Source organism: Pseudomonas neuropathica (genome assembly GCF_015461835.1).
Classification (GTDB): domain Bacteria; phylum Pseudomonadota; class Gammaproteobacteria; order Pseudomonadales; family Pseudomonadaceae; genus Aquipseudomonas; species Aquipseudomonas neuropathica.
In genome coordinates this window covers 151,410-177,093 of record NZ_JACOPX010000007.1, presented here as the reverse complement: position 1 = coordinate 177,093, position 25,684 = coordinate 151,410, and the positions used below count along the sequence as shown (strand labels likewise).

Genomic DNA, 25,684 nt, shown 5'->3' with positions numbered 1-25,684 from the left:
AGCCGGTTTATTTGTTTTCAGGCCGCTTTCTCTAGCAGCGCCTGGCGCACCACCGCCGCCAATCGCTTGAGCCCTTCATCCAGTCGCGCCGGATCGATGTGGCTGAAATTCAAGCGCAAATGCCCAAGGTTGTTATCCGGATCCGGAAAGAACGGCTCCCCCGGCATAAACGCCACGTCATTGGCCAACGCCTCATTGAGCAACGTTCGCGTATCCAGCGGCTGCTTCAACGTCAGCCAGAAAAACAGCCCGCCCTGCGGCATGTTCCAGTCGGCCAGATCAGCAAAGTGCGTTTCCAGCGCCGCCTGGAAGGCATCGCGCCGTTGCCGATAGAAGCCGCGCAACTCGCTCAGATGCTGCTGATACTTGTCGCTGCCGATCCATTGCAGGGCCTGCCACTGACCGATGCGGTTGGTATGCAGATCTGCCGATTGCTTGAGTTTGAGCAGATGCGGGAACAGGTCCGGGCTGGCGATCAGGTAGCCGACGCGTAAACCGGGCAACAAGGTTTTCGACACGGTCCCGGTGTAGATCCAGCTCGCCTTCTGCAGACGCCCGGCAATCGGCTTGGCGCTGCCGCCATCGAAAGTCAGCTCGCGGTAGGGTTCGTCCTCGATCAGGGTGACGCCGAATTCGTCGAGCAATGCCGCTACGGCTGCACGCTTGGCTTCGCTGTAACGCACGGCGGACGGATTCTGAAACGTCGGGATCAGGTAGATGAATGCTGGTCGGTGCTGTTCGAGACGACTGCGCAATTGCGCCAGATTCGGGCCGTCGGCTTCTTGCGGCACGGTCAGGCAATCGGCGCCGAACAGCTGGAAAATCTGCAATGCAGCGAGATAGGTCGGCGCTTCAAGCAGAATTTCCGTGCCCTTGTCGATGTACAGCTTGGCCGCCAGATCGAGGGTTTGCTGCGAGCCGCTGACCACCAGTACCTGACTTGCGGTGCACTCCAGGCCCAGCGCCCTCGCCTCCGCTGCCAAGGCTTCGCGCAATGCCGGCTCGCCTTCGCTCATGCCGTATTGGCCGAGCGACAGCGGCATGTCAGCCCACTCGACCTTCGGCAGCATCGCTTCGGCCGGTAAGCCGCCAGCGAACGACATGACCTCCGGACGCTGGGCGGCGGCAAGGATTTCACGGATCAAAGAACTTTTAAGGCGCGCGACACGTTCGGAAAAAGCCATGGAAGTCACCGGTAGCGAGGCATGGGAAAAATGAGTCAAACTGGTTGACTGAAATTACGACAGCTTGAGCGAGTACGTCAATATGCTTGACCTTAAAAACCCCGCGAGCCAACAACAGGCGATGGAAGCGTTTTTCTTCGGCTATCAAGCCTTCACCGCCAAGGCTGATGAAATGCTCGAGCGCCGTGGGCTGTCGCGGGTGCATCAGCGCATTGTGTTTTTCATCGCTCGATACCCTAATTTGAGCGTGAAGGAATTGCTGGGATTGCTTGGCGTGAGCAAGCAGGCCTTGAACATGCCGTTGCGGCAGTTACAGGAAATGCATCTGGTCGACAGCGTGGCGTCCGAGGCCGACAAGCGAAAGCGTCTGCTGAAATTGACGGCCGAAGGCGCGAAGTTTGAACAGGCGCTGCGGCGTGAGCAGGTGAAATTGCTGGAGCGAGTGTTTGCCGAGGCTGGCGAGGCGGCGGTGAATGGCTGGTTAGCGGTGAATATGGCACTGGGGAAAAGTCAGACGGCTCTCGATTGAATAGGACTGCCTCTTCGCGGGCAAGCTCGCTCCCACAGGGGAACGCATTGCAAATGTGGGAGTGAGCTTGCTCGCGAGGGGGCCAGTACAGGCGATATACCCCTATTGACGGAACTTTCGTAAACAAAATCAAAAACAATATTTGCTTTATTTGTACACAAAAGCATAATCCACAGCGTGCGAGTTCCTGACCGCATGGTCAACAAATTCGCGTATGCCTCAAAGGGCCGCTGCCACCCCTCATGGGTCCGGCCCTGGAAATAACAATAAAACTCTTGAGGAGTACTCGCTGTGGAAAGCCGCAAATCCGAAGCATCGACGCTGGACCTCTCGCCGCCATTACGCAGTGGCCTGCTGGAACGTCTGTTTAAACTCAGCTTGCATGGCACCACGGTGAAGACCGAGCTGATTGCCGGTCTGACAACCTTCATCACCATGGCTTACATCATCTTCGTCAACCCGAACATCATGGCCGATGCCGGGATCGACCATGGTGCAGCCTTCGTCGCCACCTGTATCGCCGCCGCGCTGGGCTGCCTGTTGATGGGGCTGTACGCCAACTGGCCAGTGGGGCTGGCACCGGGCATGGGCCTCAACGCGTTCTTCACCTACACCGTGGTCGGCACCATGGGCTACAACTGGGAAACTGCACTGGGTGCGGTGTTCGTCTCCGGTGTGCTGTTCATGATCCTGACTTTCTCGCGGATTCGCGAGTGGCTGCTGAACAGCATTCCAGTCAGCCTGCGCTTTGCGATGGGTGCCGGTGTCGGTCTGTTCCTTGGCCTGATCGGCTTGAAAACCGCGGGTATCGTCGTCGATAGCCCGGCCACACTGATCAAACTCGGCTCCCTGCGCGAACCTGGCCCACTGCTCGCGGCCATCTGCTTTCTGATGATCGCGATCCTCAGCTACCATCGAGTCTTCGGCGCAATCCTCATCAGCATCATCACCGTGACCCTGGCCGGTTGGGGCCTGGGCATCGTGCACTACGAAGGGATCATGTCGACCCCGCCAAGCCTGGCTCCGACCTTCATGGCCATGAACGTCGCCGGCGTGTTTAACGTCAGCATGATCAGCGTGGTACTGGCCTTTCTCTTTGTGCACATGTTCGACACCGCCGGCACCCTGATGGGCGTCGCCCAGCGCGCCAATCTGGTGAATGCTGACGGCCGTATCGAAAACCTCTCCCGCGCAATGAAAGCCGACAGTGCGTCCAGCGTCTTCGGCGCTGTAGTCGGTGTCCCTCCAGTTACAAGTTATGTAGAAAGTGCCGCTGGTGTGGCCGCTGGTGGTCGGACTGGTCTTACCGCAGTCACCGTAGGTGTGCTATTTATAGCGGCGATGTTCTTCGCACCGCTGGCCGGCATGATTCCCGCTTACGCCACCGCCGGTGCACTGATCTATGTGGCGATGCTGATGATGGGCGGCATGGCCCACATCGAATGGGACGAAGCCACTGACGCCATCCCGGCCATCGTCACCGCGATCATGATGCCACTGACCTTTTCGGTCGCCGACGGCATCGCGCTGGGCTTCATCACCTACGTGGCGTTGAAGGCCGGTACCGGCAAGTACAAGGAGATTTCCGTGAGCCTGTGGGTGCTCTGCGCGATTTTCATCGCCAAGTTCATCTTCTTGTAAGCGTCACGCGGTTCACGCTTCAACACAGCCTCACCCAATCGGGTGGGGCTTTTGCACATTCTTGAGTACAACAAAAAAAGGAGGAAAGTGATGAGTCTGGAAACCTGGCTGCTGTTCAGCGGCGCTGCATTGGTGGTGATCCTGATTCCGGGGCCACTGTCGTTGTTGATGATCAGCAACAGTCTGAATTATGGGTTGCGCCGTTCTTATCCGGCATTTCTCGGTGGCGTATTCGCCTCTATCTGCCTGCTCAGTGCTTCTGCGTTGGGGCTGGGTGCCTTGTTGCTGGCATCGGAGCAACTGTTCAGTGCCCTGAAAATCGTCGGCGGACTCTATCTGTTCTATCTGGCCTGGCAGAGCTGGCAGCAATCGCGCCAGCCATCGGTCGGCGCCGTCGTGCCACAAGCTGCCGCCATTCCACGGTTTCGCGCGTTGTTCGGCCGCGCCTTTGTACTGGGCGCCAGCAACCCGAAAGACATCCTGTTCTTCGCCGCTTTCCTGCCGCAATTCCTCAGCGCCGAGCAGCCCTTCCTGCCGCAGTTGCTGGTGATGATCGCCACCTGGACCTTGTTGGATCTGCTGTGCAAACTGGCCTACGGACTCGGAGCCCACGGCGCAGCGCGTTACTTGCGCAGTGGCAAAGGACAGAGCTGGTTCAACCGGATCAGTGCCGGCTTGTTCGGAGGCGCCGGCGCGGCATCGTTGCTCAGCAGTCACTGAGACATTTGGATCACAAACTTTTTATTTATCTGTAGCCATCCCTGACTTGAAAAACTCAGGTCAGGGATGGCATTCGCAGCGACCGCTCGTGTTGCTCGCGACATATCCCCGCCGCCACAACTGCATCCCTCAAGCGCAATACACAGCAACAACCCGTTGATGTACATCGTTCAAAAGGCGACCGTACTATCACGACTCAAATAAATAAAAACCCGCCAGAACAAGGAAGTTCACATGGCCACCCTGATACGTAAAGCGTCATTGGAAACTGCAGAAATCACCGACGCCGTCGTCATCGCCGACATGCGTTTCGAGAGCAATGAACATCATGTTTCGACCATTGATTTCAAACCCGAAACTGATGAAACAACCAGCATCAAAGTAAAAAGCACAGTCGATCAACTGAAAATAGTCGACTCCGTATTCGGCCCGCTGCAAATCGGCAATATTTCAATAACACGAGTGTCACTTTATGCCTTGGGCGCCACGTTTGACGGCCAACCACTGAGTGGCAAAAGCACCTTTTTCCGGGTACCCAAGCGATCTTTCATCAACGCGTTGCAGTTCAGTGCCGTCGACATTGAACACCATATGAAATCGTCAACAGGCAAGGACAGTTATTTGTTGACGACACTGCTTTTCGAAATGGCCAGCGAACGCCCACTGACGGCCCCTCATCTGATAAGAGAAAGTTCGCAAGTCTCTACAGACGAAGGTAACTACCGTAGCAAATTGGTAAAACTACTGGGTTGCGCACAGAAACTGGACCTGTATCACGCAAACCTGCCCAAACATAATCCTCGCTGGGTGTCTCTGGCGAAAAGTTACGCCGCGCTCGGGTCGAGTGTCGGCATCCAAGCTTTCGGCATATTCATGGGTTTACGTGGTGTGGTGGATGCTATCAAAGCAAACAACACCACCGAAGTCGCCATCAACAGCTTGGGTATTGGTACGGAAGTGGGTTCCATCGTTGTTGACATCGCCGTCAGCAAAATTGCGTCGAATATGCTCTCGGCCGGGCAAGGCGCCCTGATGGATTTTGCCAAAACCCGGTTTGCCCTGAGGCTGGGTCGCTCCGGCGGTCTGATCGGCGGCGCACTGACATTGCCGTTCGATATCTTCACTGCTGTCAGATCGATCAATGCCGCTGAAAATGCCGTCGGAAAAGAAGCCATGGACCATTACGTGAGCGCTGGATTGAGTATTACCAGCGCCGCCATGACGGTCATCCTCGGTGCGGCAGCGTTGGCAGGCTTTTCATTTGCAGGCCCGGTCGGGCTTGCAGCTGGTGCAATCCTGGCCATCGGGTCGCAAATTTATGGCGCGGTACGCGTGGTCGACGACATTGATGACTACATCGAACTGACGCTGGACGAGCGCTGGCGCACAGGCTGGTTTTCGTTCTGCATGATGGACCCTGAGCAGGCCGTGCAAAACCGCTATCTGCTGGCAAAAACCAGGCTCCAACACGCGAAACAATTGAAAGAAACAGCCAGAAATCTGTTGGATGGGCAACTAAAGGACACAACCGAAGCCATCGTTAATGGCAAGTTTGAAGTCCACCTCAATCCCTCCCGAGTGCGCAAGCGTAACTGGTGGACCAAACAAGACCGTTGGGAAACGATCCAGGTTCCCGAGATCAAGGGAGGCGATGACATCATTGACGCCCGCAACGGGGTTTCCAAGGATACGCCTGGTGCAGAGTTGGGTACGGTTGGCGAAAACAAGGGCATCCTCTGGTTCATCAGCGAGGGCCAGGACTCAATCAAGGGCGTTGAAAACAAACCCAACAACTTTCACTACCGATCGGGAAAAAAACAGCTGACCGGGGGTGAGAAAGACGACCGCTTCGTGTTCGAGGGTGCAGGGGATCTGCTTGTACAGGATGTCGAGGTTTCCGAGTATTCAACACTGAAAGGCGGCGCAGGCAACGACACGCTTGTTCTGGCTGGAAGCAATTACACCCGCCGCACCGATAGAAAAGGCTATGACGTCGATCTGCTGGCCCAAACCCTGCAGGTAATCGCAACCGATCCTTCTGCCGAAGAGGGTGAAAAATGTACTCTCCACAGCCTTCTGGAAAGTATCGAGAATGTTGAAACGGTCAGCGGGGCCATCAGTGTTGTGACCGGTTCGGCTCAACGCAACATCATTAATTCGCGCGGCCAGGACACCATCAATGCGGGGCCCGGAAATGATCAAATCCATCTGACGTATCCCGGAGCAACAGCCTCGGGTGAGGCTGGTATTGACGAATACATCATTGACCACAAACCAGGCCGTATTGCCATCATCGAAGACGGCACAGAAGAAAGTATTGTTTTGCTCAACTGGAAATACGAACTGATCGAAAGCTGGGCAATCGAGAATGGCGCGCTGATCATCAGTTCCCGGTTCGCATTCGCGGACGACCCGAAAAGTGTCGTGATCATTCAAGGCCTGTATAAGAAAGACGCAAACAACTTCGTATTGCAGAATAATAAATTCACGTTCATGACCGGCGACGGCTACTCGTTAAAACTGCCTGACGCCCCCGACCTGCCTGACAGCATCGAAAATGGCCACAACCTCGAAATCGAAGTCGTCGTTGTAAAAAAAGGAACACCCGAAAGACCCCTTATCCTCCACACTCCCGAGTGCGTGATCGATCATCAGCGTGATGCGAGTTACTACCTGCCAAGGTCCAGGAAAAACACGACACTCCGGTTGGTGAAACGTGCTGAAGCGGTGGTTCGTCTGCATCTTGATTACGACATCAGCGAACTGACAAAGGTTGAAGCGCACTTTACCTCGGGAGAGAAGAAGTCAAATGGAGAACTTTTTGCGGGATGCGACCTGATTTATCACTTCGGCCAAAACACACTGAAATTTGGCTTGTTCGCCTATGCGGAAGGTGGATCTGACCCCAGAAACATGATCAGGATCTTGCGAACCATGGCCGCACGTCCCAACTACCGGGTCGTGCTCATTTTTAAAGGTGGCGTCACGGTCAATTTGCAACTGACACCGGAAACCGATGTTTGCCCCCTTGAAAGCCATAATCCGAATGATGTTGATACTTGGACGACGCAGCTCTCACTACCACTGCCACGGCGCACAGATCAGATTCCTTTTGAGTTACCTGAAACCAAACCCTTCAAATTCGACAGGGCGGGATGCGGTTCGCTTTTTTCCTATCCAGAGCAAACCTCGATCCAGAATCTTGAAGGTACTGGTTCCACCTACCTGATTCACCTGGTTGCCGATATAGCGATCAGATTGTCTACCCCGGGAGCACTCGCAAACGCCCCTGCCAGACTGCCTTACTCTTCCACCTGGGACCTCGACGCGACGAAACTCGGCAAGGTCGAGATCAGGCTGGAAAATAACCAGCTGCACATCGGCACCTGCATTATTCATTTGCCCGAGTACGAAAGCGAAGACCTGATCGATCAGGTCCGTGTCATTACCGAGAAAGGGGTTGTCCATACCGTCGATCTTTCTTTCGACAGGGTTTACCTGGATGGTCTGGATGCCCGCTTCTTTGAAGACCCCGACTCGGCAAAAGACTTGCCCGAGGCCCTTGCAGCAATGGCCAATCAAGAGATCAAAGTGAGAAACATCGTGCTCGCCGACAATCGTCCCGAGGCGCTGAGTTACAACTTTCCCACGCATGGCTGGATCCTGCGCAGAGACAAATCTCGCGTTGAATACTCAGCACTGCAAGTGGTCAATCGGTGCAGCCATCAAGACCTCACCCTCCTTGCACAGCCGCCGTTGATGACTGTTCCCTCTGCTTGACGCGCCACACACCCGTCAAAAACCGATAACCACGTGCGCACTCCGAAGTGCAGTAACCGAACATCTCCACTGGGATGCGGACGAGTGCGCCTGAAAAATGCGCTGAGGCACTTACGTGCCCGCGCATCATCACTCAACGAGTAACTTCACATGGCCAAACCACCCAAAAAAGTTCCTGTGACAGTGGCAGCAGATACCCCTGTTACAACCAGACCTGCACAGCCAGGCTCGGGTACTCGCGTCACTGCAAACCTGCCTGACCCAGCGCTGCCTGGCGTCGACTCGACCACGGGACCTCCCGGTATCGCCACCACTCGCCCGCCCGCCGTCATCGTCAGTGATATGCCCGATACCTACCGTGCCGCCCGCAGTGCAATCGCCTGGCCACAGGATCGATTGCACGAGCTGATACCAAGCGGAGAAAACACGGGTCTGTTCACCGGCCCGGATCAACGAACCTACGCGCAAATCGGCAACGAAGGCCGGTTTGTCGTCGAACGGGATCTGCAAGGCAACTATTACGTTCCGCTGACCTTTGCACCGGGTCTTCCCGGCCCGGTACTGACCAGGATTGAGGGCCAGGCCAGCTGGCACATCCAGCGCCCCGGCTGGAAATCAACACGGTCTCGCCCCGACACCCCTGCCACGCCACCGTCCCTCTCCTACCTTGCGCCCGATGACGCAAAAACACTGACCAGAGCAGAACTCTCAACGGGGGGACTTCGATACAACAAACTCAAACATACCTTCGTCGATACCGCAGACGGCACAGTCATGGTTCGGAAAAACCAGCAAGGTGAATATCAACTGACCTCGGCAACAAGCAGAGACTTGCCCGATGTATTTTTTCAACAGATTCCCGGAACGGTGCTCTGGCGCCGCAAGCATCCGCACTTGCCAACCCCCAACCATCCCGCTGCAGGCAGGTCGCGGCCAATGGCCGAAGCAGACGAACCGCAACCCGGCCCAAGCAAACGCGCGCGGGTCAACGTCCCCGAACAACCACTAGCACCAATAACCTTCGACGCCAGCACTCCAGCCGAGCAAACACCGTTTTTCTGGCTACCCTGGGGCCATCTGAACAAACCAGCGCAGGTGGAGTCGGTGCAGCTCGGCTGGTTTCACTATCCGGTGGTGCCGAAGGGTTCCACCCCTAACCCCAAAATCTACTTTGTGCAACATCCTGACTTTGTGCCAACACACTTCGATGCGTTTGAACAAATGCTCCGTACGGCGCCCTCGATGCAGCCTGTTGCAACATTTCGCATCGGTAACGATCCGGGAGAAATACACCCTGGAAAACGTTTCTTCGATGAACCGATCTCGCAGTCGGTAGCCAGGACATTCCCTGATTTCTCTGATGACACGGCACGGGCCGTCGCCAGAAGGCTGTTCGAACTCGCGGACAACACACCGATGATTACCGGCACCGGGCTGGTCAACATTCAGGCAGTCCTGCATCAGTGGAAACAACGGCCATTTCCCACCGCACCTGCGTATGCCGACCCGCTGAACATGCTGGCAGTGGCACCCGCCATCGATTTCAACGGAAAAAAACTCATCCGCATACCCTCCCAGGTCGACGGCGAACTGCAACGACTCAGCTTCGATCCCAAGCATTTTCCCGTCGAGTGGAACCACTACAAAACCTACCCGACCGACCTGAACCTCAGACGCCTGCTTGGCGCTCTGTTGGTTCGCAGCGGCTATGACATATTTCCCCTGACATACGAACACCGCATGCCAACGCTGGTATTCAGGCGCGGAACCAGTGACCGGATTTATTTTATGAAACTGGGTGTGGTGGATCATGTCGGCCTGTCCCACACCCCGGGCAATGAACTGGCAGAACCCAGCCTGCCGGCCAGGATAGGCAACGAGGCGTTTCACGCCCTGGCCACCGCGAACATGGAAAACAAAGTGGTCTGGCTCATCGGGGGCGTATTGAAGGTTGAGTCGACTCCGGATTCGGTGTTCGTGCTCAGGGAGCGCTGAGATCCCGCTACGACTCGCACCGGCCCTGCCGGCGCGAGTCGGCATGACTTTCGAACGCCTCGAAACACCCTGCAGCACTTACCCTCATCGCCATACATATATACCGCACGCCGTGGCGAGTTTTTGCCGAACATCACGCCTTTGAAGCCAATGGGTCGGGCAAACACGATGCCGCGCAATTGCACATCGAATCCGCTTCCCGAATATCCGGCCGCATCACTGATCAGCGATTCATCGGAGCAAGTCCATGGCAAAACCAACCAGGAAAATTCCTCGCACGGCGTCACCGGAGGCGTCCAGCCGAGCAACCAATCCTTTACCTGTTCTACTGGCAGCACTTCCCGGTGAACCGGGTCATTCCACTCCCCACACTGAAGCCACTTCATCACACGCGTTGCCAGAAGCGCCCGCCGACCGCCCCAGCGTCATCGTCGGTCGTCCGTTCACCCGGCATCGCCAATTGAGCGAAGCGCGAACCTCCGACTGGGTGAGGCAGCAATCCATCGAAACCGGACCGTCTGCGCTGGCCGGTGCTTCCAGCAGCGAAAGACCAGCACATCCGGTCTATATCAACCCCGAGTCGGCAACCCGACTGAAGCTGCAACCAGGCTCTGAAGAGGGGTTTCGCTACGACAAACGCAAGAAACCCTACGTCGAAATGCTCGGCGGCATGGTCATGGTGAGCAAAACTGCGGAAGGCTGGCGACAGACACATGCCGGGGAATCAACCCCGACGGGACAAAGAGTGGAACAGATTCCGGGGACAAAACTCTGGCGTGAAATCGACACGCCGCAGCAAGGCGACCCAGCCGTAATCAATCCACTGTCCACCGAAATGCCCGATGCAGCACCCGGCCCGAGCAAGCGCCAACGCCTGGACGAACAGAGCCATGTTGCGGCCGGTACCAGCACGCTGGTCGAACATCTGTTAGCCCAGCCGGGCGTCGCCCTGGATCTTTCCGCCGGTCAGTGGAGAAACTGGGGCAAGTCCACAAAACCCGATTCAGGCGAGTCGATAGAGATCGACGGTCAACACTTTCGGATCGTCACGCAAGGTGTCAGTGCCGATACCGAACTGGTCTATTTGCAACACCCGGGATTTGCACCGGACCGCTATGACGCGTTCGAAAACATGCTGCGTCATGAGCCGTCGCGCCAACCGAAATGGGCACTGAAACGCGAAGGCCAATGGAAGGTTCTGGACAACGCTCCACCGTTCGAAATGTCCGCCACCCAATATGTTTCCGCCGCCTGCAACTATTTGTCCGAGCAGTCGAACAGCAACCTCGCGCGGGCGGTATTCGATCGGCTTTCACTGCCTCAGGGCATCAACGCCCATGGACTTTCGGTGATGGCACTGACCTTCCGCCACTGGCTGGACAGGGTGAATCACGAGCCCCCGCTACACGGACTGGCGGACCCTTTGATGATGCTGCCAAAACTGCCGACATCGCCCGGCCATCTGGCAGGCGGCCGCTTGCTCACACTGCCTGCGCACAACTCAGCCGTATTACAGCGCCTGGATTTCGACCCACAACGGTTTCCTCAGGAGTGGGCCCGCTATGCAGCAGCGCCGACGCCAGGAAACCTGCGCGGATTGATGGCGACCATCCTGCAACACAATGGCTACAGCATTAATCCGACCACGCACCGACTCAGTGAAGGTGCATTGCTTTTTTACCGCCCAGGCGTTTCCGCTCTATTCGTGTTGAAGCTGCCACCCATCGCTGGCAATCAGGTTACTCGCACCACACCCGCAGGCACCGAACTCCTCAACCCCGCCCACCTGACGAGGCTCAGCGTGTCGCAAAAACAGATGCTGGAGAGCCAGTTGGCTCATACCGAAGTCATCCATCTTTTGGGGGGGATACAACCCATATCCGCTGAGCACCCGACGCTGTTCATTGTGAGAGAGGGCTGAGCCGCTGCTGAACGCCTGAACGGTACGTCCGCAAGTCCGGACACCTGCACACCCACAATCCAAATCAAGAGATTCAGTTAATGGTCAAACCACCAAAGCGTGTGGCCGGTGTTATTGCGCCTGACACACGTCCAAATGCCGCTGGCATTGTCCCCAGAATCCCCGGCGAAACCACGCAATCCTCTGCAGACCTGCCGAGCAATTCCGGGCGTCAACCGCCGGTGCGGGTCCACGAGGCATCCGCCGACTACCCCGTTTCGGTAGCGGCCGCTCTGCGCGCCATCAGCTGGCCTGCCGATCAAGTGCACCTGCTACAACGGCTGGATCCCGACAGCGGATTGCTCACCAGCCCGGAAGGAAAGCTGTACGCCCATGTTGAAAATGCAGGGCATCTGCTGGTCGAAATCCATCACGATGGCCGCTACCGGATTCCCTTCAACTTCACTCCGCATCTGGCGGGTCCTTTCCTGATCAAAACCGAGCGCCAGCCAGTCTGGAACTTCGAACGACCCAGTTGGCTGGCGCACAACCCAGACAATGACGGGCCAACTGCAGCCGCTGAACATATCCCCGGGGAACAGCCGATCTACCTCGCCCCCGATGCCGCCGCCCTGCTCTCCCCCCGCCTGCAAACACCGGACGGCGTTCGCTACGACAAGCATCGAAAAACCTATGTCGATATCGCCGAAGGAACCGTCCTGGTTCGCAGAAACGAACAAGGCGAATACAAACTGGCTTCAGCAACAACGATCAATGTGCCGGATATAGCGTTCGAGCAGATTCCCGGGCAATTCGTCTGGCGCCGTAAATTGCAGACGACTACAGATACACAACAAGCTCCACAAGCAGGCAGTTCCCGTGCCCTGCCCCGGTCAGAAAAGCCCGGCCCGAGCCAAAGTAAACGCCCTCGACTGCCAGAAGACAGTGATCCTCTCAATCCCTTCGTACTCATGGGCATCAGTGAATTATGGAAAGGCTGGGGAACCACGATAAAACCGTCAGCCGGCGACTCCATCGAAATCGGCGGCAAGCACTTTGCGATACTTGACCAGCCGAGCCACGCCATTGACGCCTTTGCCTTCATCAAGCCGCCACAGTTTTCTGCTACTCGTTTCGATGCTTTCGAACAGTTGCTGCTGACCAATCCTGAGTTGCAACCCAGGGCGGCGGTGAAGAGGGAGGGCGATACGGGGCATGGCAGTCAGGCATGGAGAATCGTGGAGAGTCGGCCATTTGAGAAAAGCCTGACTCAATATGTCAGCGATCAGTTCCCCTATCTTTCCGATCACTCTGCAAGTAAAGCTGCACGGGAGATGTTCAATCGAGCCAGTCACTCCGAGAAAATAACAGGGTCCGGGATCAGTGCATTGTTCGAGACGTTCAAGTACTGGGAAAATCGCTCTATTTTCACGGGCGATAACAGAGTCGCTCGTCAAGACTTGAGCGACCCGCTGATGCTCCTCTCGCCGCTTGCGACTGACGTAAATGGCAACATGCGTATGCCGCTACCTTCCGCTGAAGGTCTGCGAAGAATCGACTTCAACCCGAAACTGTTCTCCGGCTCGCAACACCAAAGGGGTCGCCGAACAACGCGAACACTTTTCAAAGATCTTCTTAGCGCACACGGCTACTCCATTGCCCATGATTTCGGCGCCAACCAGGGGAATGCCTTATTGATCAAGCGAACGGGGGTTGATCCTGTTTTCATCCTGTTCATGGACAGGATTCAAAACAACACTGTTTTTCTCCCTGATCCAGTTGCCTGGCTCAAGAAAAGAGTCTTTGTCGACAACTTGGACGTGCAGGTCAAAGACGAGTTGATGGGGCATTTGCACACCAACAGAATCGTTTTTTTGCTGGGCACCAACGAGCCTCTCCCCACTCACGAACATAACCTTATTGTCACCCGACACAGCTGAATGAGCTCCGGAGTTCTCTGCAGCGCAGGCGGGCAGATTACTCAGGCATAAAAAAGCCCGCAGTGTGAGCGGGCGAAAGACCAAAGAAGCTATATGCGCAGTCGCTTCCCGGTGGGGGGCAGCTGCTTGGGGGTCAGCTGCCCCGGTACGTGGAATAGCTGTAAGGCGAAATCAGCAATGGCACGTGGTAGTGATCCTGTTCGGCAGAGATGCCGAAGCGCAGCACAACCACGTCCAGAAATGCCGGCTCCGGCAACTGAACGCCGCGGGCGCGGTAGTAATCGCCAGCGTGGAACTGAACCTGATAAACCCCGGTACGATAATCATCGCCTTGCAGCAGCGGCGCATCGACCCGGCCATCGCTGTTGGTGAGCGCACTGGCGACCAATTCCAGGTGCGAACCTTCAACGCGGTACAGCTCGACCTTGATCGAACTGCCCGGGCAACCGTGTGCAGCGTCCAAAACGTGTGTTGTCAAACGTCCCATTGATTCTGCGCGCCTGCCTGCGTGGAAGCAGTCAGACCTCGCGCCTCCCGAAGTCAGATAAAAAGGAGACCGCACCGATTCGGAGCACGAAAAGCTGCGGCGAGCGACTGATTAAGACACTTTTCAAAAAAATTGTACACAATAAAAACGACATTTTTCACACCACCCCCGCCAATCGGGGCTTTCCCCGCATTCTGCCAGCAACACGCCTATACATTGCACCTCCTATCCATTAACTGACTGGTCAGGCAGGTTTCTTGCAGGCTCACGCCAATACCAGCAAAAGATGACAGTCGGCGAAAAATGCGAAAATTCAGGCTTACAAATTGCGAATAAAGTTGTATACAATCAGCCCATCGCTGTGACGCCAGCCTGCCAGGCCGCCACACCCATCTGTCAACGAATAAGAAGGAAGACTGCAGTGAGCGCTGACTACCCACGCGACCTGATCGGTTACGGCAGTAACCCTCCTCACCCACACTGGCCGGGCAATGCCCGCATCGCTCTGTCGTTCGTACTCAATTACGAAGAAGGCGGCGAGCGCAATATCCTGCACGGCGACAAAGAATCCGAAGCCTTCCTCTCCGAAATGGTTGCCGCTCAGCCGCTGCAAGGCGCGCGTAACATGAGCATGGAATCGCTTTACGAGTATGGCAGCCGCGCCGGCGTCTGGCGGATTCTGAAATTGTTCAAGGAATTCGACATTCCGTTGACCATCTTCGCCGTGGCCATGGCCGCTCAGCGCCACCCGGATGTGATCCGTGCGATGGTCGAGGCCCGTCACGAGATCTGCAGCCACGGCTACCGCTGGATCGACTATCAGTACATGGACGAAGCGCAGGAACGCGAGCACATGCTCGAAGCGATCCGCGTCCTCACCGAAATCACCGGCGAGCGCCCACTGGGCTGGTACACCGGCCGCACTGGCCCGAACACCCGTCGCCTGGTCATGGAAGAAGGTGGTTTCCTCTACGACTGCGACACCTACGACGATGACCTGCCGTATTGGGAACCGAACAACCCGACCGGCAAGCCGCATCTGGTAATCCCGTACACCCTCGACACCAACGACATGCGCTTCACCCAGGTGCAAGGTTTCAACAAGGGTGACGACTTCTTCGAATACCTCAAAGACGCGTTCGACGTGCTTTACGCCGAAGGTGCCGAAGCGCCGAAGATGCTCTCGATCGGTCTGCACTGCCGCCTGATCGGTCGTCCGGGTCGCATCGCTTCGCTCAAACGCTTTATCGAATACGCCAAAAGTCATGAACAGGTGTGGTTCAGCCGTCGCGTCGACATCGCGCGTCACTGGCACGAAACCCACCCGTACCAAGAGGCCGCGAAATGAGCCGCTTTCAAACCCTGCAACCGTCGACCCTGAGCCGTGACGCTTTCGTCAAAGCCTTTGCCGACATCTATGAACATTCGCCATGGGTGGCCGAGAAGGCCTACGACCTGGGTGCGGACGCTTCGATCGACGAGATCGAAACCCTGCACCAGCGCATGAGCGACATCCTGTTGAGCGCCGATCACGCAAGCCAGCTTGCGCTGATCAACGCTCACCCGGACCTGGCTGGCAAAGCTGCCGTCCAGGGCCAACTGACCGAAGCCAGCACCAATGAACAGGCTGGCGCCGGTATTCACCAATGCACGGCCGAAGAGTTCCAGCGCTTCACCGAGCTGAACGACGCCTACAAAGCCAAGTTCAAGTTTCCCTTCATCATGGCGGTAAAAGGCAGCAACCGGCATCAGATCCTCGCGGCGTTCGAAACGCGTATTCACAACTCGCAAGACACCGAGTTCAAATGCGCGCTGGCGGAGATCAACAAGATCGCCCTGTTCCGTTTACTGACTCTTTAGCAAGCCTGACCCGAGTACATCAAACGCGGAGAGTACCCAGGGTCTTGCAAGCATCCCCAGCCACTTTTTTAAAGGCAGACAAGAAGAATGAAAGCTTACGCCGTACCTTTCGAAAAATTCGTCAACCTGGCCGATGCCCGTCTGGGCACCAAGATCATTTCGGTCACCGATGACTGGTTCGCAGACGCCAATCGTCTGTTCCAACCGACCCCGGCCGTATGGAAGGAGGGCGTGTTCGATGACAACGGCAAGTGGATGGATGGCTGGGAATCGCGCCGCAAGCGCTTCGAAGGCTTCGACAGCGCTGTGATCCGTCTGGGCGTACCGGGCTCGATCAAAGGCGTGGACATCGACACTTCATTCTTCACCGGCAACTTCCCGCCATCGGCCTCTCTGGAAGCGTGCTTCCTGGCGTCGGGCGAGCCTGATGAAAACACCCAGTGGACTGAAGTGCTGTCGGCCGTCGAGCTGCAGGGCAACAGCCACCACTACCACGAAATCAGCAACGACCAAGCGTTCAGCCACCTGCGCTTCAACATCTACCCGGACGGCGGTGTTGCCCGTCTGCGCGTGTACGGCATCCCGTTCCGCGACTGGTCCGCTGTGGGTGACAACGAGCAAGTCGATCTGGCAGCAGCCCTGAATGGTGGCCGCGCCCTCGCCTGCTCCGACGAACACTTCGGCCGCATGAGCAACATCCTCAACCCGGGCCGTGGCATCAACATGGGCGACGGCTGGGAAACTGCACGCCGTCGCACGCCAGGCAATGACTGGGTCATCGTCGCGCTGGGTCACCCGGGCGAGATCGAGAAGATCGTCGTCGACACCCTGCACTTCAAAGGCAACTACCCGGACACTTGCTCGATCCAGGGCGCGTTCGTGAAAGGTGGTACTGACAGCCAGATAGAAACCCAGTCGCTGTTCTGGCGTGAACTGCTGCCAAGCCAGAAGCTGGAAATGCACGCCGAACACACCTTCGTCGAGCAGATCAAGGCGCTGGGCCCGATCACCCACATCCGCCTGAACGTGTTCCCGGATGGTGGTGTGAGCCGCCTGCGCGTTCTCGGCAAGGTCGCGAAGTAATGTTGAGCCTGTAGGAGCTGCCGCAGGCTGCGATCTTTTGATCTTAAAAACCAAGTCAAAAGATCGCAGGCTTCGCCAGCTCCTACAGGGAAATGCAGTAAATCGATAACGAATTCGGATAAGAAGAACAGCATGCGCACACTACAGATTGAACCGCTGAGCAAAGAAGCCTTCGCCCCTTTCGGTGACGTGATCGAAACCGACGGCAGCGATCACTTCATGATCAACAACGGTTCGACCATGCGCTTCCATAAACTGGCGACGGTCGAAACCGCTCAGCCTGAGGACAACGCGATCATCAGCATCTTCCGCGCCGACGCGCAGGACATGCCGCTGACCGTTTGCATGCTGGAACGCCATCCGCTGGGCAGCCAGGCTTTCATTCCGCTGCTCGGCAACCCCTTTCTGATCGTGGTCGCGCCAGTTGGCGATGAACCTGTATCAGGCTTGGTCCGCGCCTTCGTCACCAACGGCAGGCAGGGCATTAATTACCATCGCGGCGTTTGGCACCATCCGGTGCTGACGATCGAAAAGCGGGATGACTTCCTGGTGGTTGATCGCAGTGGCACAGGCAATAACTGCGATGAGCATTTTTTCAAAGAGGATGAGCGTTTGATCCTCGCCCCCCACCAATAAGAGAAGGTCTGATCACTCGACAACAAGAGTGACAGGCGAGAGGTAAAGACTGTGGAAGCACATCTGTTGGAATGGCTGAACCTGAGCGTGCGCTGGGTTCACATGATTACTGGCGTGGCCTGGATCGGCGCGTCGTTCTACTTTGTCTGGCTGGAGAACAACCTCAACCGCGTCAACCCGAAAACCGGTCTGGCCGGTGACCTGTGGGCGATCCACGGTGGCGGTATCTATCACCTGGAAAAATACAAACTGGCCCCGCCGGCGATGCCGGAGAACCTGCACTGGTTCAAATGGGAAGCCTACTTCACCTGGATGTCGGGTATCGCGCTGCTGTGCGTGGTGTTCTACTCCAATCCAACGCTCTACCTGCTGGCTCCGGGCAGCACACTGAGCGGCCCTGAAGGCGTGGCCATCGGTATCGGCTCGCTGTTCCTCGGCTGGTTCATCTACTCCTTCCTGTGCGACTCGGCACTGGGCAAACGCCCTGCTCTGCTCGGCTTCATTCTGTTCGTGCTGATCATCGGCGCAGCGTATGGCTTCAGCAAAGTGTTCAGCGGTCGTGGTGCGTACCTGCACGTCGGCGCGATCATCGGCACCATCATGGTCGGTAACGTGTTCCGCATCATCATGCCGGCACAGCGTGCACTGGTTGCCGCAATTGCCGAGAACCGCACGCCGGATCCGGCGCTGCCAGCCAAAGGCTTGCTGCGTTCGCGTCACAACAACTACTTCACCCTGCCGGTGCTGTTCATCATGATCAGCAACCACTTCCCGAGCACCTATGGCAGCCAGTACAACTGGTTGATCCTGGCCGGGATCGCGGTGTTGGCGGTGTTGGTGCGTCACTACTTCAACACCCGTCACGACAGCCACAAGTTTGCCTGGACTCTGCCGGTTGCAGCGGTGGGCATGATCACCCTGGCCTACGTCACCGGCCCAACGCCGATGTCGACCGCACCGGAAGTGGCCAAGGCACCCGCGAAAATCGAGTACCAACCGCTGCCGGAAACGGCACTGGGCGGTGGCGCGAAACCGGCTGAAGCGGCGGCGCCTGCTGCACCCGCAGCCCCTGCAGCAGCACCGGCGCAAGCCTCCAACGCAGGTCCGGCCTTCGACAAAGTGCACAACGTGATTCAGGAACGTTGCGCGGTTTGCCATTCGGCCAAACCAACCAGCCCGCTGTTCAGTGCGGCGCCTGCCGGTGTGATGTTCGACACCCCAGAGCAGATCCGTCAGAACGCGGCACGCATCCAGGCGCAAGCCATCACCACGCAGATCATGCCACTGGGCAACATCACGCAGATGACCCAGCAGGAACGTGACCTGATCGGTGCATGGATCGCCCAGGGAGCACAGACCAACTAAGCAACAAAGCTTCGCGAGCAAGCTCGCTCCCACAGAGATCGCGCATTTCCTGTGGGAGCGAGCCTGCTCGCGAATCGCCTTAACGCGGTTTTACCTGATGCAAAGAAACAGCTGTGAGCAACCCGGCAGCTGTTCAATCACAAGAATAAAAAGATCCGAGGTGTTGCATGTCCGAGCTGTCCAAAGCGCGCATCCCCGACGCACCCGCCATTCAGCGATTGCCCCTTTTGCAACTGATCCTGGTCGGTTTGCAACATGTTCTGCTGATGTACGGTGGTGCCATCGCGGTGCCGCTGATCATTGGACAGGCCGCTGGCCTGAGTCGTGAAGAAATTGCCTTCCTGATCAACGCCGACCTGCTGGTCGCCGGTATCGCCACCATCGTGCAATCCATGGGCATAGGCCCGATGGGCATTCGCATGCCGGTGATGATGGGCGCCAGTTTTGCTGCAGTCGGCAGCATGGTCGCCATGGCCGGCATGCCCGGTATCGGTCTGCAAGGCATCTTCGGTGCGACGATCGCTGCCGGTTTCTTCGGCATGCTGATCGCGCCGTTCATGTCCAAGGTCGTGCGCTTTTTCCCGCCGCTGGTGACCGGCACGGTCATCACCTCGATCGGTTTGTCGCTGTTCCCCGTGGCCGTGAACTGGGCCGGTGGCGGCGCCGCTGCTGCGCAATTCGGCTCACCGATTTATCTGGCCATCGCCGCTCTGGTGTTGGGCACCATTCTGTTGATTCACCGCTTCATGCGCGGTTTCTGGGTCAACATTTCCGTCCTGATCGGCATGTGCTTCGGCTACCTGCTGTGCGGCGCGATCGGCATGGTCGACCTGAGCGGCATGGCCAACGCGCCATGGGTTCAGTTCGTCACTCCACTGCATTTCGGCATGCCGAAATTCGAACTCGCACCGATCCTGTCGATGTGTCTGGTGGTCGTGATCATCTTCGTAGAATCCACCGGGATGTTCCTCGCGCTGGGTAAGATCACCGGCCAGGAAGTCTGCCCACGCATGCTGCGTCGCGGCTTGCTGTGTGATGCCGGCGCCTCGTTTGTCGCTGGTTTCTTCAACACGTTTACCCACTCCTCGTTCGCGCAGAACATCGGTTTGGTGCAGATGACCGGTGTACGTTGCCGCTCGGTGACCATCGTTGCCGGTGGCTTGCTGATCGTGTTGAGCCTGTTGCCGAAAGCGGCATTCCTTGTTGCCTCTATTCCCCCAGCGGTTTTGGGCGGCGCAGCGATTGCGATGTTCGGCATGGTCGCCGCGACCGGGATCAAGATTCTCCAGGAAGCCGACATCGGTGACCGGCGCAACCAGTTGCTGGTCGCGGTGAGCATCGGCATGGGCCTGATCCCGGTGGTGCGTCCGGAGTTCTTCGCGCATCTGCCGCTGTGGATGAGCCCGATTACCCACAGCGGTATCGCCATGGCCACGCTCAGCGCGCTGACGCTGAACCTGCTGTTCAACATTCTCGGCGGCAAAGAGCGCGCAGCGATCAACGACTGCCACGCGCACCAGCACTAAAGCAACACCGATATCCCCCTGTAGGAGTGAGCCTGCTCGCGATAGCGTTTTTTCAGTCAACAGATGTGTTGAATTTCATTCCGCTATCGCGAGCAGGCTCACTCCTACAAGGGTCAACAGCTCTGCGCCTCAAACAATAAAAACAAGAGGGAGCAACAGATGATTCGCACGCAAACCAACGTTCTGTTGAGTGGCGGCCTGCTGGCCGCGAGTCAGGCCATGGCCGGCGATTTACTGCTGTGGCAGACCAACAGCCTGAGCTATCTGTACGGCAAGAATTTCGCAATCAACCCATCGATCCAGCAGACGCTGACCTTCGAGCACGCCGACAAATGGAAGTACGGCGACAACTTCCTGTTCGTCGACAAGATCTTCTACAACGGCAAGGAAGACGCGAACAAAGGCCCGCACGCCTTCTACGGTGAATTCACCCCGCGCTTCTCGTTCGGCAAGATCTTCGACCAGAAGCTCGAGTTCGGCCCGATCAAAGACGTCCTGCTGGCTATGACATACGAATATGGCGAAGGCGACAGCGAGGCCTACCTGATTGGCCCAGGCTTCGACCTCAAAGTGCCCGGCTTCAACTACGTCACCCTGAACATCTTCCGCCGCCAGACCGAAGGCCCGCGTCCCGGCGATGGCGTCTGGCAGATCACCCCCGGCTGGTCCTACAGCTTTCCCCTGGGCAATTCCGATGTGCTGATCGACGGCTACCTCGATTGGGTAGTCGACAACGATGAGAACTCACGCGGCACCTACCACGCCAACCTGCACATCAATCCGCAGATCAAATATGACCTGGGCAAAGCTTTGGGCTGGAGCCAGAAGCAACTGTATGTCGGCACCGAATACAGCTATTGGAAAAATAAATATGGCGTCGAAAACACGCACAACTTCGACACCAATCAGAACACCGCCAGCCTGCTGGTAAAGGTGCATTTCTAAGATGGCCCGCAACCGTGCCCCATACCTGTCGTCGGTGCTCTGTTGCGGGGCACTTGAGAGCTGGCCGAGGAGTCAGTATTCTCCGCGGCCTCCTGAATTCGGTCTAAAAAAAAGCCCGGATTTAATTCCTGACCGAAAAGCCAACATATCCCGGCCCCGGTCAGTACCGAGGCATCCCGAAAACACACTCAATCGACTGTTTTTCAGCAGCCGAGCGGGTGTTTTTTTGCTTTTCGAAAGCCTTGGCTCAGCTCTTGCTAACAGCAACGAAGCTGACCGATCGGATGAGTTTTTGCAGCAACGAAAAAAGGCGCCACACCAGAGCGCCGATCTTAAAAAAATAACGTGGAACACCTACTTTGGGAGCAACCGAATGAAACGTATGTGCACCAGCCTGATGCTCGCGGGATCGATGTTGGCCGGCGGCCAGGCCATGGCCGAAGGCCTGCTGCAGTGGCAGAACAACAGCCTGACCTACCTCTATGGCAAGGACTTCCAGGTCAACCCGCGCATCCAGCAGACCGTCACCTTCGAGCACGCCGATGCGTGGAAGTACGGGGACAACTTCTTCTTCCTCGACAAGATCTTCTACAACGGTGGCAAGGACTTCAGCAACGGTCCGAACACCTACTACGGCGAGTTCAGCCCGCGCATCTCGCTGGGCAAAGTGCTCGACCAGAAGATCGAGTTCGGCCCGATCAAAGACGTCCTGGTGGCGATGACTTACGAGTTCGGCGAAGGCGACACCGAGTCGTACCTGATCGGTCCAGGCTTCGACCTGGCGATCCCGGGCTTCGACTACTTCCAGTTGAACTTCTACCAGCGCCACACCCAAGGTGCTCGCGCCGGTGACAATGTCTGGCAGATCACTCCGGTCTGGTCCTACACCATCCCGGTCGGCAAGTCGGACATCCTGATCGACGGCTTCATGGACTGGGTCACCGACAACGACTCCAACTCCAAAGGCGATTACCACGCCAACCTGCACTTCAACCCGCAGGTCAAATACGACTTGGGCAAGGCGTTGAGTTTCGGCGAGAAGCAGTTGTATGTCGGTGTGGAATACGACTACTGGAAAGACAAGTACGGCATCGACGATACCGGCGCGTTCAAGACCAATCAGAGCACCACGAGCTTCCTGGTGAAGTTCCACTTCTGATTGATATCGCTGCAGGCAGGTTTATCACGACAACAGTGAAACTCCTGCCTGCACCGTCCAACCTTAAGATCATCCCTTTGACGGATAGCTTTGCGCCTTTGCTTCTCTCAGTTCTCGCGGGTACGGTGGCGGTGGTGAAACACCGAGGGCGACAGATAAAGTTTTAACGAAGAAAGTTAATACTCCCGCGTCCTGCATCAGAATGCTGGCTCTTATGCTTGGGTCTTCCTTGAGTTTACCCTCCAGACCAGACAAACCCTTTGATCCAAAAAAGTATTTAATGTCTGGTAGTCGAAGGCGATCAATGGCACGAGAAACAATCACACCATCAAACTCGCCACTTATCAGGTCTTCTCCGAAATAGGCAGTGGCATCCGGTGCAATCATCGGATACCCCCTCGTGTAGGGCATCACTTCGTGAGCGCCAAGACCTATTGCCGCAGCGTGAATAAAAGCAATATCAAGTGTGCCCTCGCTATTCAGTTCATCTTCAGTGATCACCATACGCTCCATGGGATCTTTGGGAACAATACGAACGCCGGCATAAAGCCTCTCGGCATCACGTCCCTCACCCGTCGCACGTTTGACATAAGGTCGAGTAACAAAAAGAACATTCCCCGGGAGCAAGGAGTAAAACGTCAGCATTTCCTTCATTTTTCCCAGTGTGTCAACTAACGTGGAACGATCTGCCTGCGGCCCAAAAGTGTTATCAACATAGTACGCCGCCAAAGGATCAATCCCCCCCCCACCCTCAGCCCCAAGTGCAGACTCCACAACACCAACAGCGGCAATTGCGGCATTCAGCCCACCTTGTACAGTTTCAACTATTCTTTCTCCGGCACTACCCTCTTGCTCATCGAGATAAGTTATCGGGCCATACCTCGATCGAAACCTTGATTCGCTCCACTGCAATCCTTGATGGTCAACCTTTGATACCGGTCCATTCCCACAAAAAATAAAAAAATTCAAACCGTCTACATCACCCGCAGGATCAGCACTTAGCCATCGCTGTAACCAAGGCGCGTAATACCGATAACCGTAATAAACAAGTCCAGTCGCATCACGCTCCTTCCCCGAATAACGCACCGTTTTGTATTTGGCCTTGATCTCACTAGTGCCCGCCCATATAGCCGTTCCGCCATAAGCGTAATAGACCTCCCGACTCAGCAACGCACCCCGCTCATCCAGGTCCAGAGTGCTCGAGTTCAAATGGTCGCTCAGACTAAACCTCAACTGGTCGCTACCAGTATCCCGAGGCGACCGGGTTACCCAGTGCAATGCACGAACCTTGCATCGTCCAGCTTCAACACTTACGACGTGCCGTTCCTCTCCAGTGGCCATGTCATGATGGACTTCCAGCCCCGGCAGATAGCGAACTTCAGAGCGCAGCGTGCGACGAGCGGATTGCGTCGATCGGACTTTGCGCAAGCGCTGACCCGGGCGTTCGTAGCGATAACTTTCAGTGTCATCCGGACCGTCGACACGACTGACCATCGTCACGCTGCTTAACTGGTTGCGAACGTCCCACGTCATTTGCTGGCCGCGTGAAAGCTCCAACTGGTTGCCGTTTGCATCAAAGCCGCCAGTCAGATTGCTTTCTTCTGCAACGCTGCGATTGCTGTGCAACGAAGTGAACATCTCGAAGGTTTCCGCACCAGAGTGATGTCGTGTTTGAAGATTGCCGGCGGCGTCGTAGTTGAAGATTTGCGTGTAGTTGCGTAACTGATTGGGGTCCAGCGGCATGGTTTGCCAGATCGGCAGCGCCGGGCCGTAGCTCGGTTGGCTGACTTCACTGCCGATCGCTTTGATCAGTTGATAAAGGCTGTCATAGGTATATCGGCAAAGCGGATCGATACGCTCCTGGTTGAAGTGCCGGGTGAGTTGAGCCTTGTCTTCGATTACGGTGACGTTGCCGACAGGATCGTATTCATAATTAAAATCCTGCAGCGTTTGGCCATTAGCATCGCTGGATTGCAATTGCAGCAAACGCCCATCGTCAGCAGCGAAGCGAGCCGTGTTCAAGAGGCTGTTGCCTGCTCGTTCGCTAACGTTGTTGCCTAGCGCGTCGTAGTGGATTTCGCTGACCAGCAAACTTGGTACGTCGCCAGAATCGGCAAGCTTGAGTCGGGTGTCACTCAACTGACCCGCCCTGTTGTAATTGAAAAGTCTGATGTTGCCCTTGGCGTCGGTCTGACTGTGCAGCTCCCCCAACGGACTGTAGCGGTGCGCAGTCTCAAAAACCTCATCTTCCAGGTTAGCGTGAGTACTTTCGTCAAGCCAGTCAGGCTCCTGCAGATCGCGCAGAAAACGCGTCTGCTCTGACAACGGCAAACCCGTCACACCGTACTCGTCGAGGCCGCGACTGCCGGCAGGATGGTCGTGTCGGATGAGCTGACCGCATTGGTTGTGATCGGCAAACTCGCCAACCGCACTGCCATAGATAAATCGGTCGCAAACCTTAGGTGACTCGTGCATCAGATGTTCCGAGACAATTGTCGGACGCTGAAGCTCATCGTATTGAGTATGCCGCTGGCTACCACGACCATCCCAGAATGAACGCGTCTCACCTGTCTCATTCAACAAGCTCAACTGCCAGCCAGCGTCGACGCTATCAATCAGCAGAGGCCGGCCTTGCAAATCAAAGGTGTTTTCAAGGTTCGGTTTCGGCGCTGCTTCCCGCAATCGCGGGTCCCAACAAGCCGCAAGCCTACCGACCGCATCAAATCGATTTTGCGTAATCCGAGCCTCAACGGCCGGATTCAACGGACTCCGGCAATAGCCAATATTGCGCACAGCAAAACCGCGCGAATCCACTACCGACAGTGACGGTGTGTGAGCATCAGTCCATTGTGCGGTCGTCATTGGCAAACCCTCTGGGCAAGGGCTTCAACTTATAGAGGTAAACGCACACACGTCTACTGTCAAACCTGACAG

18 protein-coding genes are annotated in these 25,684 nt (G+C 56.6%); 15 read left to right on the top strand and 3 right to left on the bottom strand.

All coding sequences use genetic code 11. The annotated features are described in order from the left end of the window. Nucleotides 1–17: 17 nt before the first annotated feature. Complete coding sequence (locus H8F23_RS11970) at nt 18–1,184, bottom strand: aminotransferase-like domain-containing protein (protein WP_116256627.1); 1,167 nt, start codon at nt 1,182–1,184, stop codon at nt 18–20. An 82-nt stretch (nt 1,185–1,266) separates the two neighbouring features. Here H8F23_RS11970 and H8F23_RS11965 point away from each other — a divergent pair, with 82 nt between their 5' ends. The 7 genes from H8F23_RS11965 to H8F23_RS11935 all read left to right on the top strand — a co-directional run bounded on the left by H8F23_RS11965 (nt 1,267) and on the right by H8F23_RS11935 (nt 13,689). Further along, nucleotides 1,267–1,713 (top strand): MarR family winged helix-turn-helix transcriptional regulator, encoded by a 447-nt coding sequence (locus H8F23_RS11965; RefSeq protein WP_194934504.1) that lies wholly within the window; start codon nt 1,267–1,269, stop codon nt 1,711–1,713. Nucleotides 1,714–2,004: 291 nt separating this feature from the next. Next, nucleotides 2,005–3,354: an NCS2 family permease gene (locus H8F23_RS11960; RefSeq protein WP_007914003.1), complete on the top strand. Its 1,350-nt coding sequence runs from the start codon at nt 2,005–2,007 to the stop codon at nt 3,352–3,354. 90 nt (nt 3,355–3,444) lie between these two features. Next, the gene (locus H8F23_RS11955) at nt 3,445–4,074 is read left to right on the top strand and encodes a LysE family translocator (RefSeq protein WP_194934503.1); all 630 of its coding nucleotides are present in this window, start codon (nt 3,445–3,447) and stop codon (nt 4,072–4,074) included. A gap of 234 nt (nt 4,075–4,308) precedes the next feature. After that, complete coding sequence (locus H8F23_RS28870; RefSeq protein ID WP_228759201.1) at nt 4,309–7,854, top strand: calcium-binding protein; 3,546 nt, start codon at nt 4,309–4,311, stop codon at nt 7,852–7,854. A 150-nt stretch (nt 7,855–8,004) separates the two neighbouring features. After that, the gene (locus H8F23_RS11945; protein WP_194934502.1) at nt 8,005–9,849 is read left to right on the top strand and encodes a hypothetical protein; all 1,845 of its coding nucleotides are present in this window, start codon (nt 8,005–8,007) and stop codon (nt 9,847–9,849) included. Between the two features lie 247 nt (nt 9,850–10,096). After that, the gene (locus H8F23_RS11940) at nt 10,097–11,770 is read left to right on the top strand and encodes a hypothetical protein (protein ID WP_194934501.1); all 1,674 of its coding nucleotides are present in this window, start codon (nt 10,097–10,099) and stop codon (nt 11,768–11,770) included. 80 nt (nt 11,771–11,850) lie between these two features. Then, the gene (locus H8F23_RS11935; protein WP_194934500.1) at nt 11,851–13,689 is read left to right on the top strand and encodes a hypothetical protein; all 1,839 of its coding nucleotides are present in this window, start codon (nt 11,851–11,853) and stop codon (nt 13,687–13,689) included. A 133-nt stretch (nt 13,690–13,822) separates the two neighbouring features. Here H8F23_RS11935 and uraH read toward each other — a convergent pair whose 3' ends face one another. Continuing rightward, nucleotides 13,823–14,176: a hydroxyisourate hydrolase gene (gene uraH, locus H8F23_RS11930; protein WP_011333195.1), complete on the bottom strand. Its 354-nt coding sequence runs from the start codon at nt 14,174–14,176 to the stop codon at nt 13,823–13,825. Between the two features lie 421 nt (nt 14,177–14,597). On the opposite strand from uraH, the gene puuE reads away from it, so the two are divergent. The 8 genes from puuE (at nt 14,598) to H8F23_RS11890 (ending at nt 22,750) form a co-directional block, all read left to right on the top strand. Next, nucleotides 14,598–15,524: an allantoinase PuuE gene (gene puuE / locus H8F23_RS11925; protein WP_194934499.1), complete on the top strand. Its 927-nt coding sequence runs from the start codon at nt 14,598–14,600 to the stop codon at nt 15,522–15,524. Then, nucleotides 15,521–16,036 carry a 2-oxo-4-hydroxy-4-carboxy-5-ureidoimidazoline decarboxylase gene (gene uraD, locus H8F23_RS11920; RefSeq protein WP_122594936.1) on the top strand — a complete coding sequence of 172 codons (516 nt, stop codon included), beginning with the start codon at nt 15,521–15,523 and terminating at the stop codon, nt 16,034–16,036. The genes puuE and uraD overlap by 4 nt, the downstream gene beginning before the upstream one ends. A gap of 87 nt (nt 16,037–16,123) precedes the next feature. Then, nucleotides 16,124–17,119 carry an allantoicase gene (gene alc / locus H8F23_RS11915; RefSeq protein ID WP_007913974.1) on the top strand — a complete coding sequence of 332 codons (996 nt, stop codon included), beginning with the start codon at nt 16,124–16,126 and terminating at the stop codon, nt 17,117–17,119. 132 nt (nt 17,120–17,251) lie between these two features. Beyond that, on the top strand, nt 17,252–17,755 hold the full coding sequence (locus tag H8F23_RS11910; RefSeq protein ID WP_108226901.1) for an ureidoglycolate lyase: 504 nt from the start codon (nt 17,252–17,254) through the stop codon (nt 17,753–17,755). 51 nt (nt 17,756–17,806) lie between these two features. After that, on the top strand, nt 17,807–19,120 hold the full coding sequence (locus H8F23_RS11905) for a urate hydroxylase PuuD (protein WP_194934498.1): 1,314 nt from the start codon (nt 17,807–17,809) through the stop codon (nt 19,118–19,120). 167 nt (nt 19,121–19,287) lie between these two features. Further along, the gene (locus tag H8F23_RS11900) at nt 19,288–20,646 is read left to right on the top strand and encodes a nucleobase:cation symporter-2 family protein (RefSeq protein ID WP_160056976.1); all 1,359 of its coding nucleotides are present in this window, start codon (nt 19,288–19,290) and stop codon (nt 20,644–20,646) included. A 159-nt stretch (nt 20,647–20,805) separates the two neighbouring features. Continuing rightward, nucleotides 20,806–21,591, top strand: a complete 786-nt coding sequence (locus H8F23_RS11895; protein ID WP_064118622.1) for an outer membrane protein OmpK — start codon at nt 20,806–20,808, stop codon at nt 21,589–21,591. A 373-nt stretch (nt 21,592–21,964) separates the two neighbouring features. Then, the gene (locus tag H8F23_RS11890) at nt 21,965–22,750 is read left to right on the top strand and encodes an outer membrane protein OmpK (RefSeq protein ID WP_007913962.1); all 786 of its coding nucleotides are present in this window, start codon (nt 21,965–21,967) and stop codon (nt 22,748–22,750) included. A 69-nt stretch (nt 22,751–22,819) separates the two neighbouring features. Here the strand turns inward: H8F23_RS11890 and H8F23_RS11885 are convergent, their stop codons facing one another. Continuing rightward, complete coding sequence (locus tag H8F23_RS11885) at nt 22,820–25,612, bottom strand: RHS repeat domain-containing protein (RefSeq protein ID WP_194934497.1); 2,793 nt, start codon at nt 25,610–25,612, stop codon at nt 22,820–22,822. Nucleotides 25,613–25,684 lie beyond the last annotated feature (72 nt).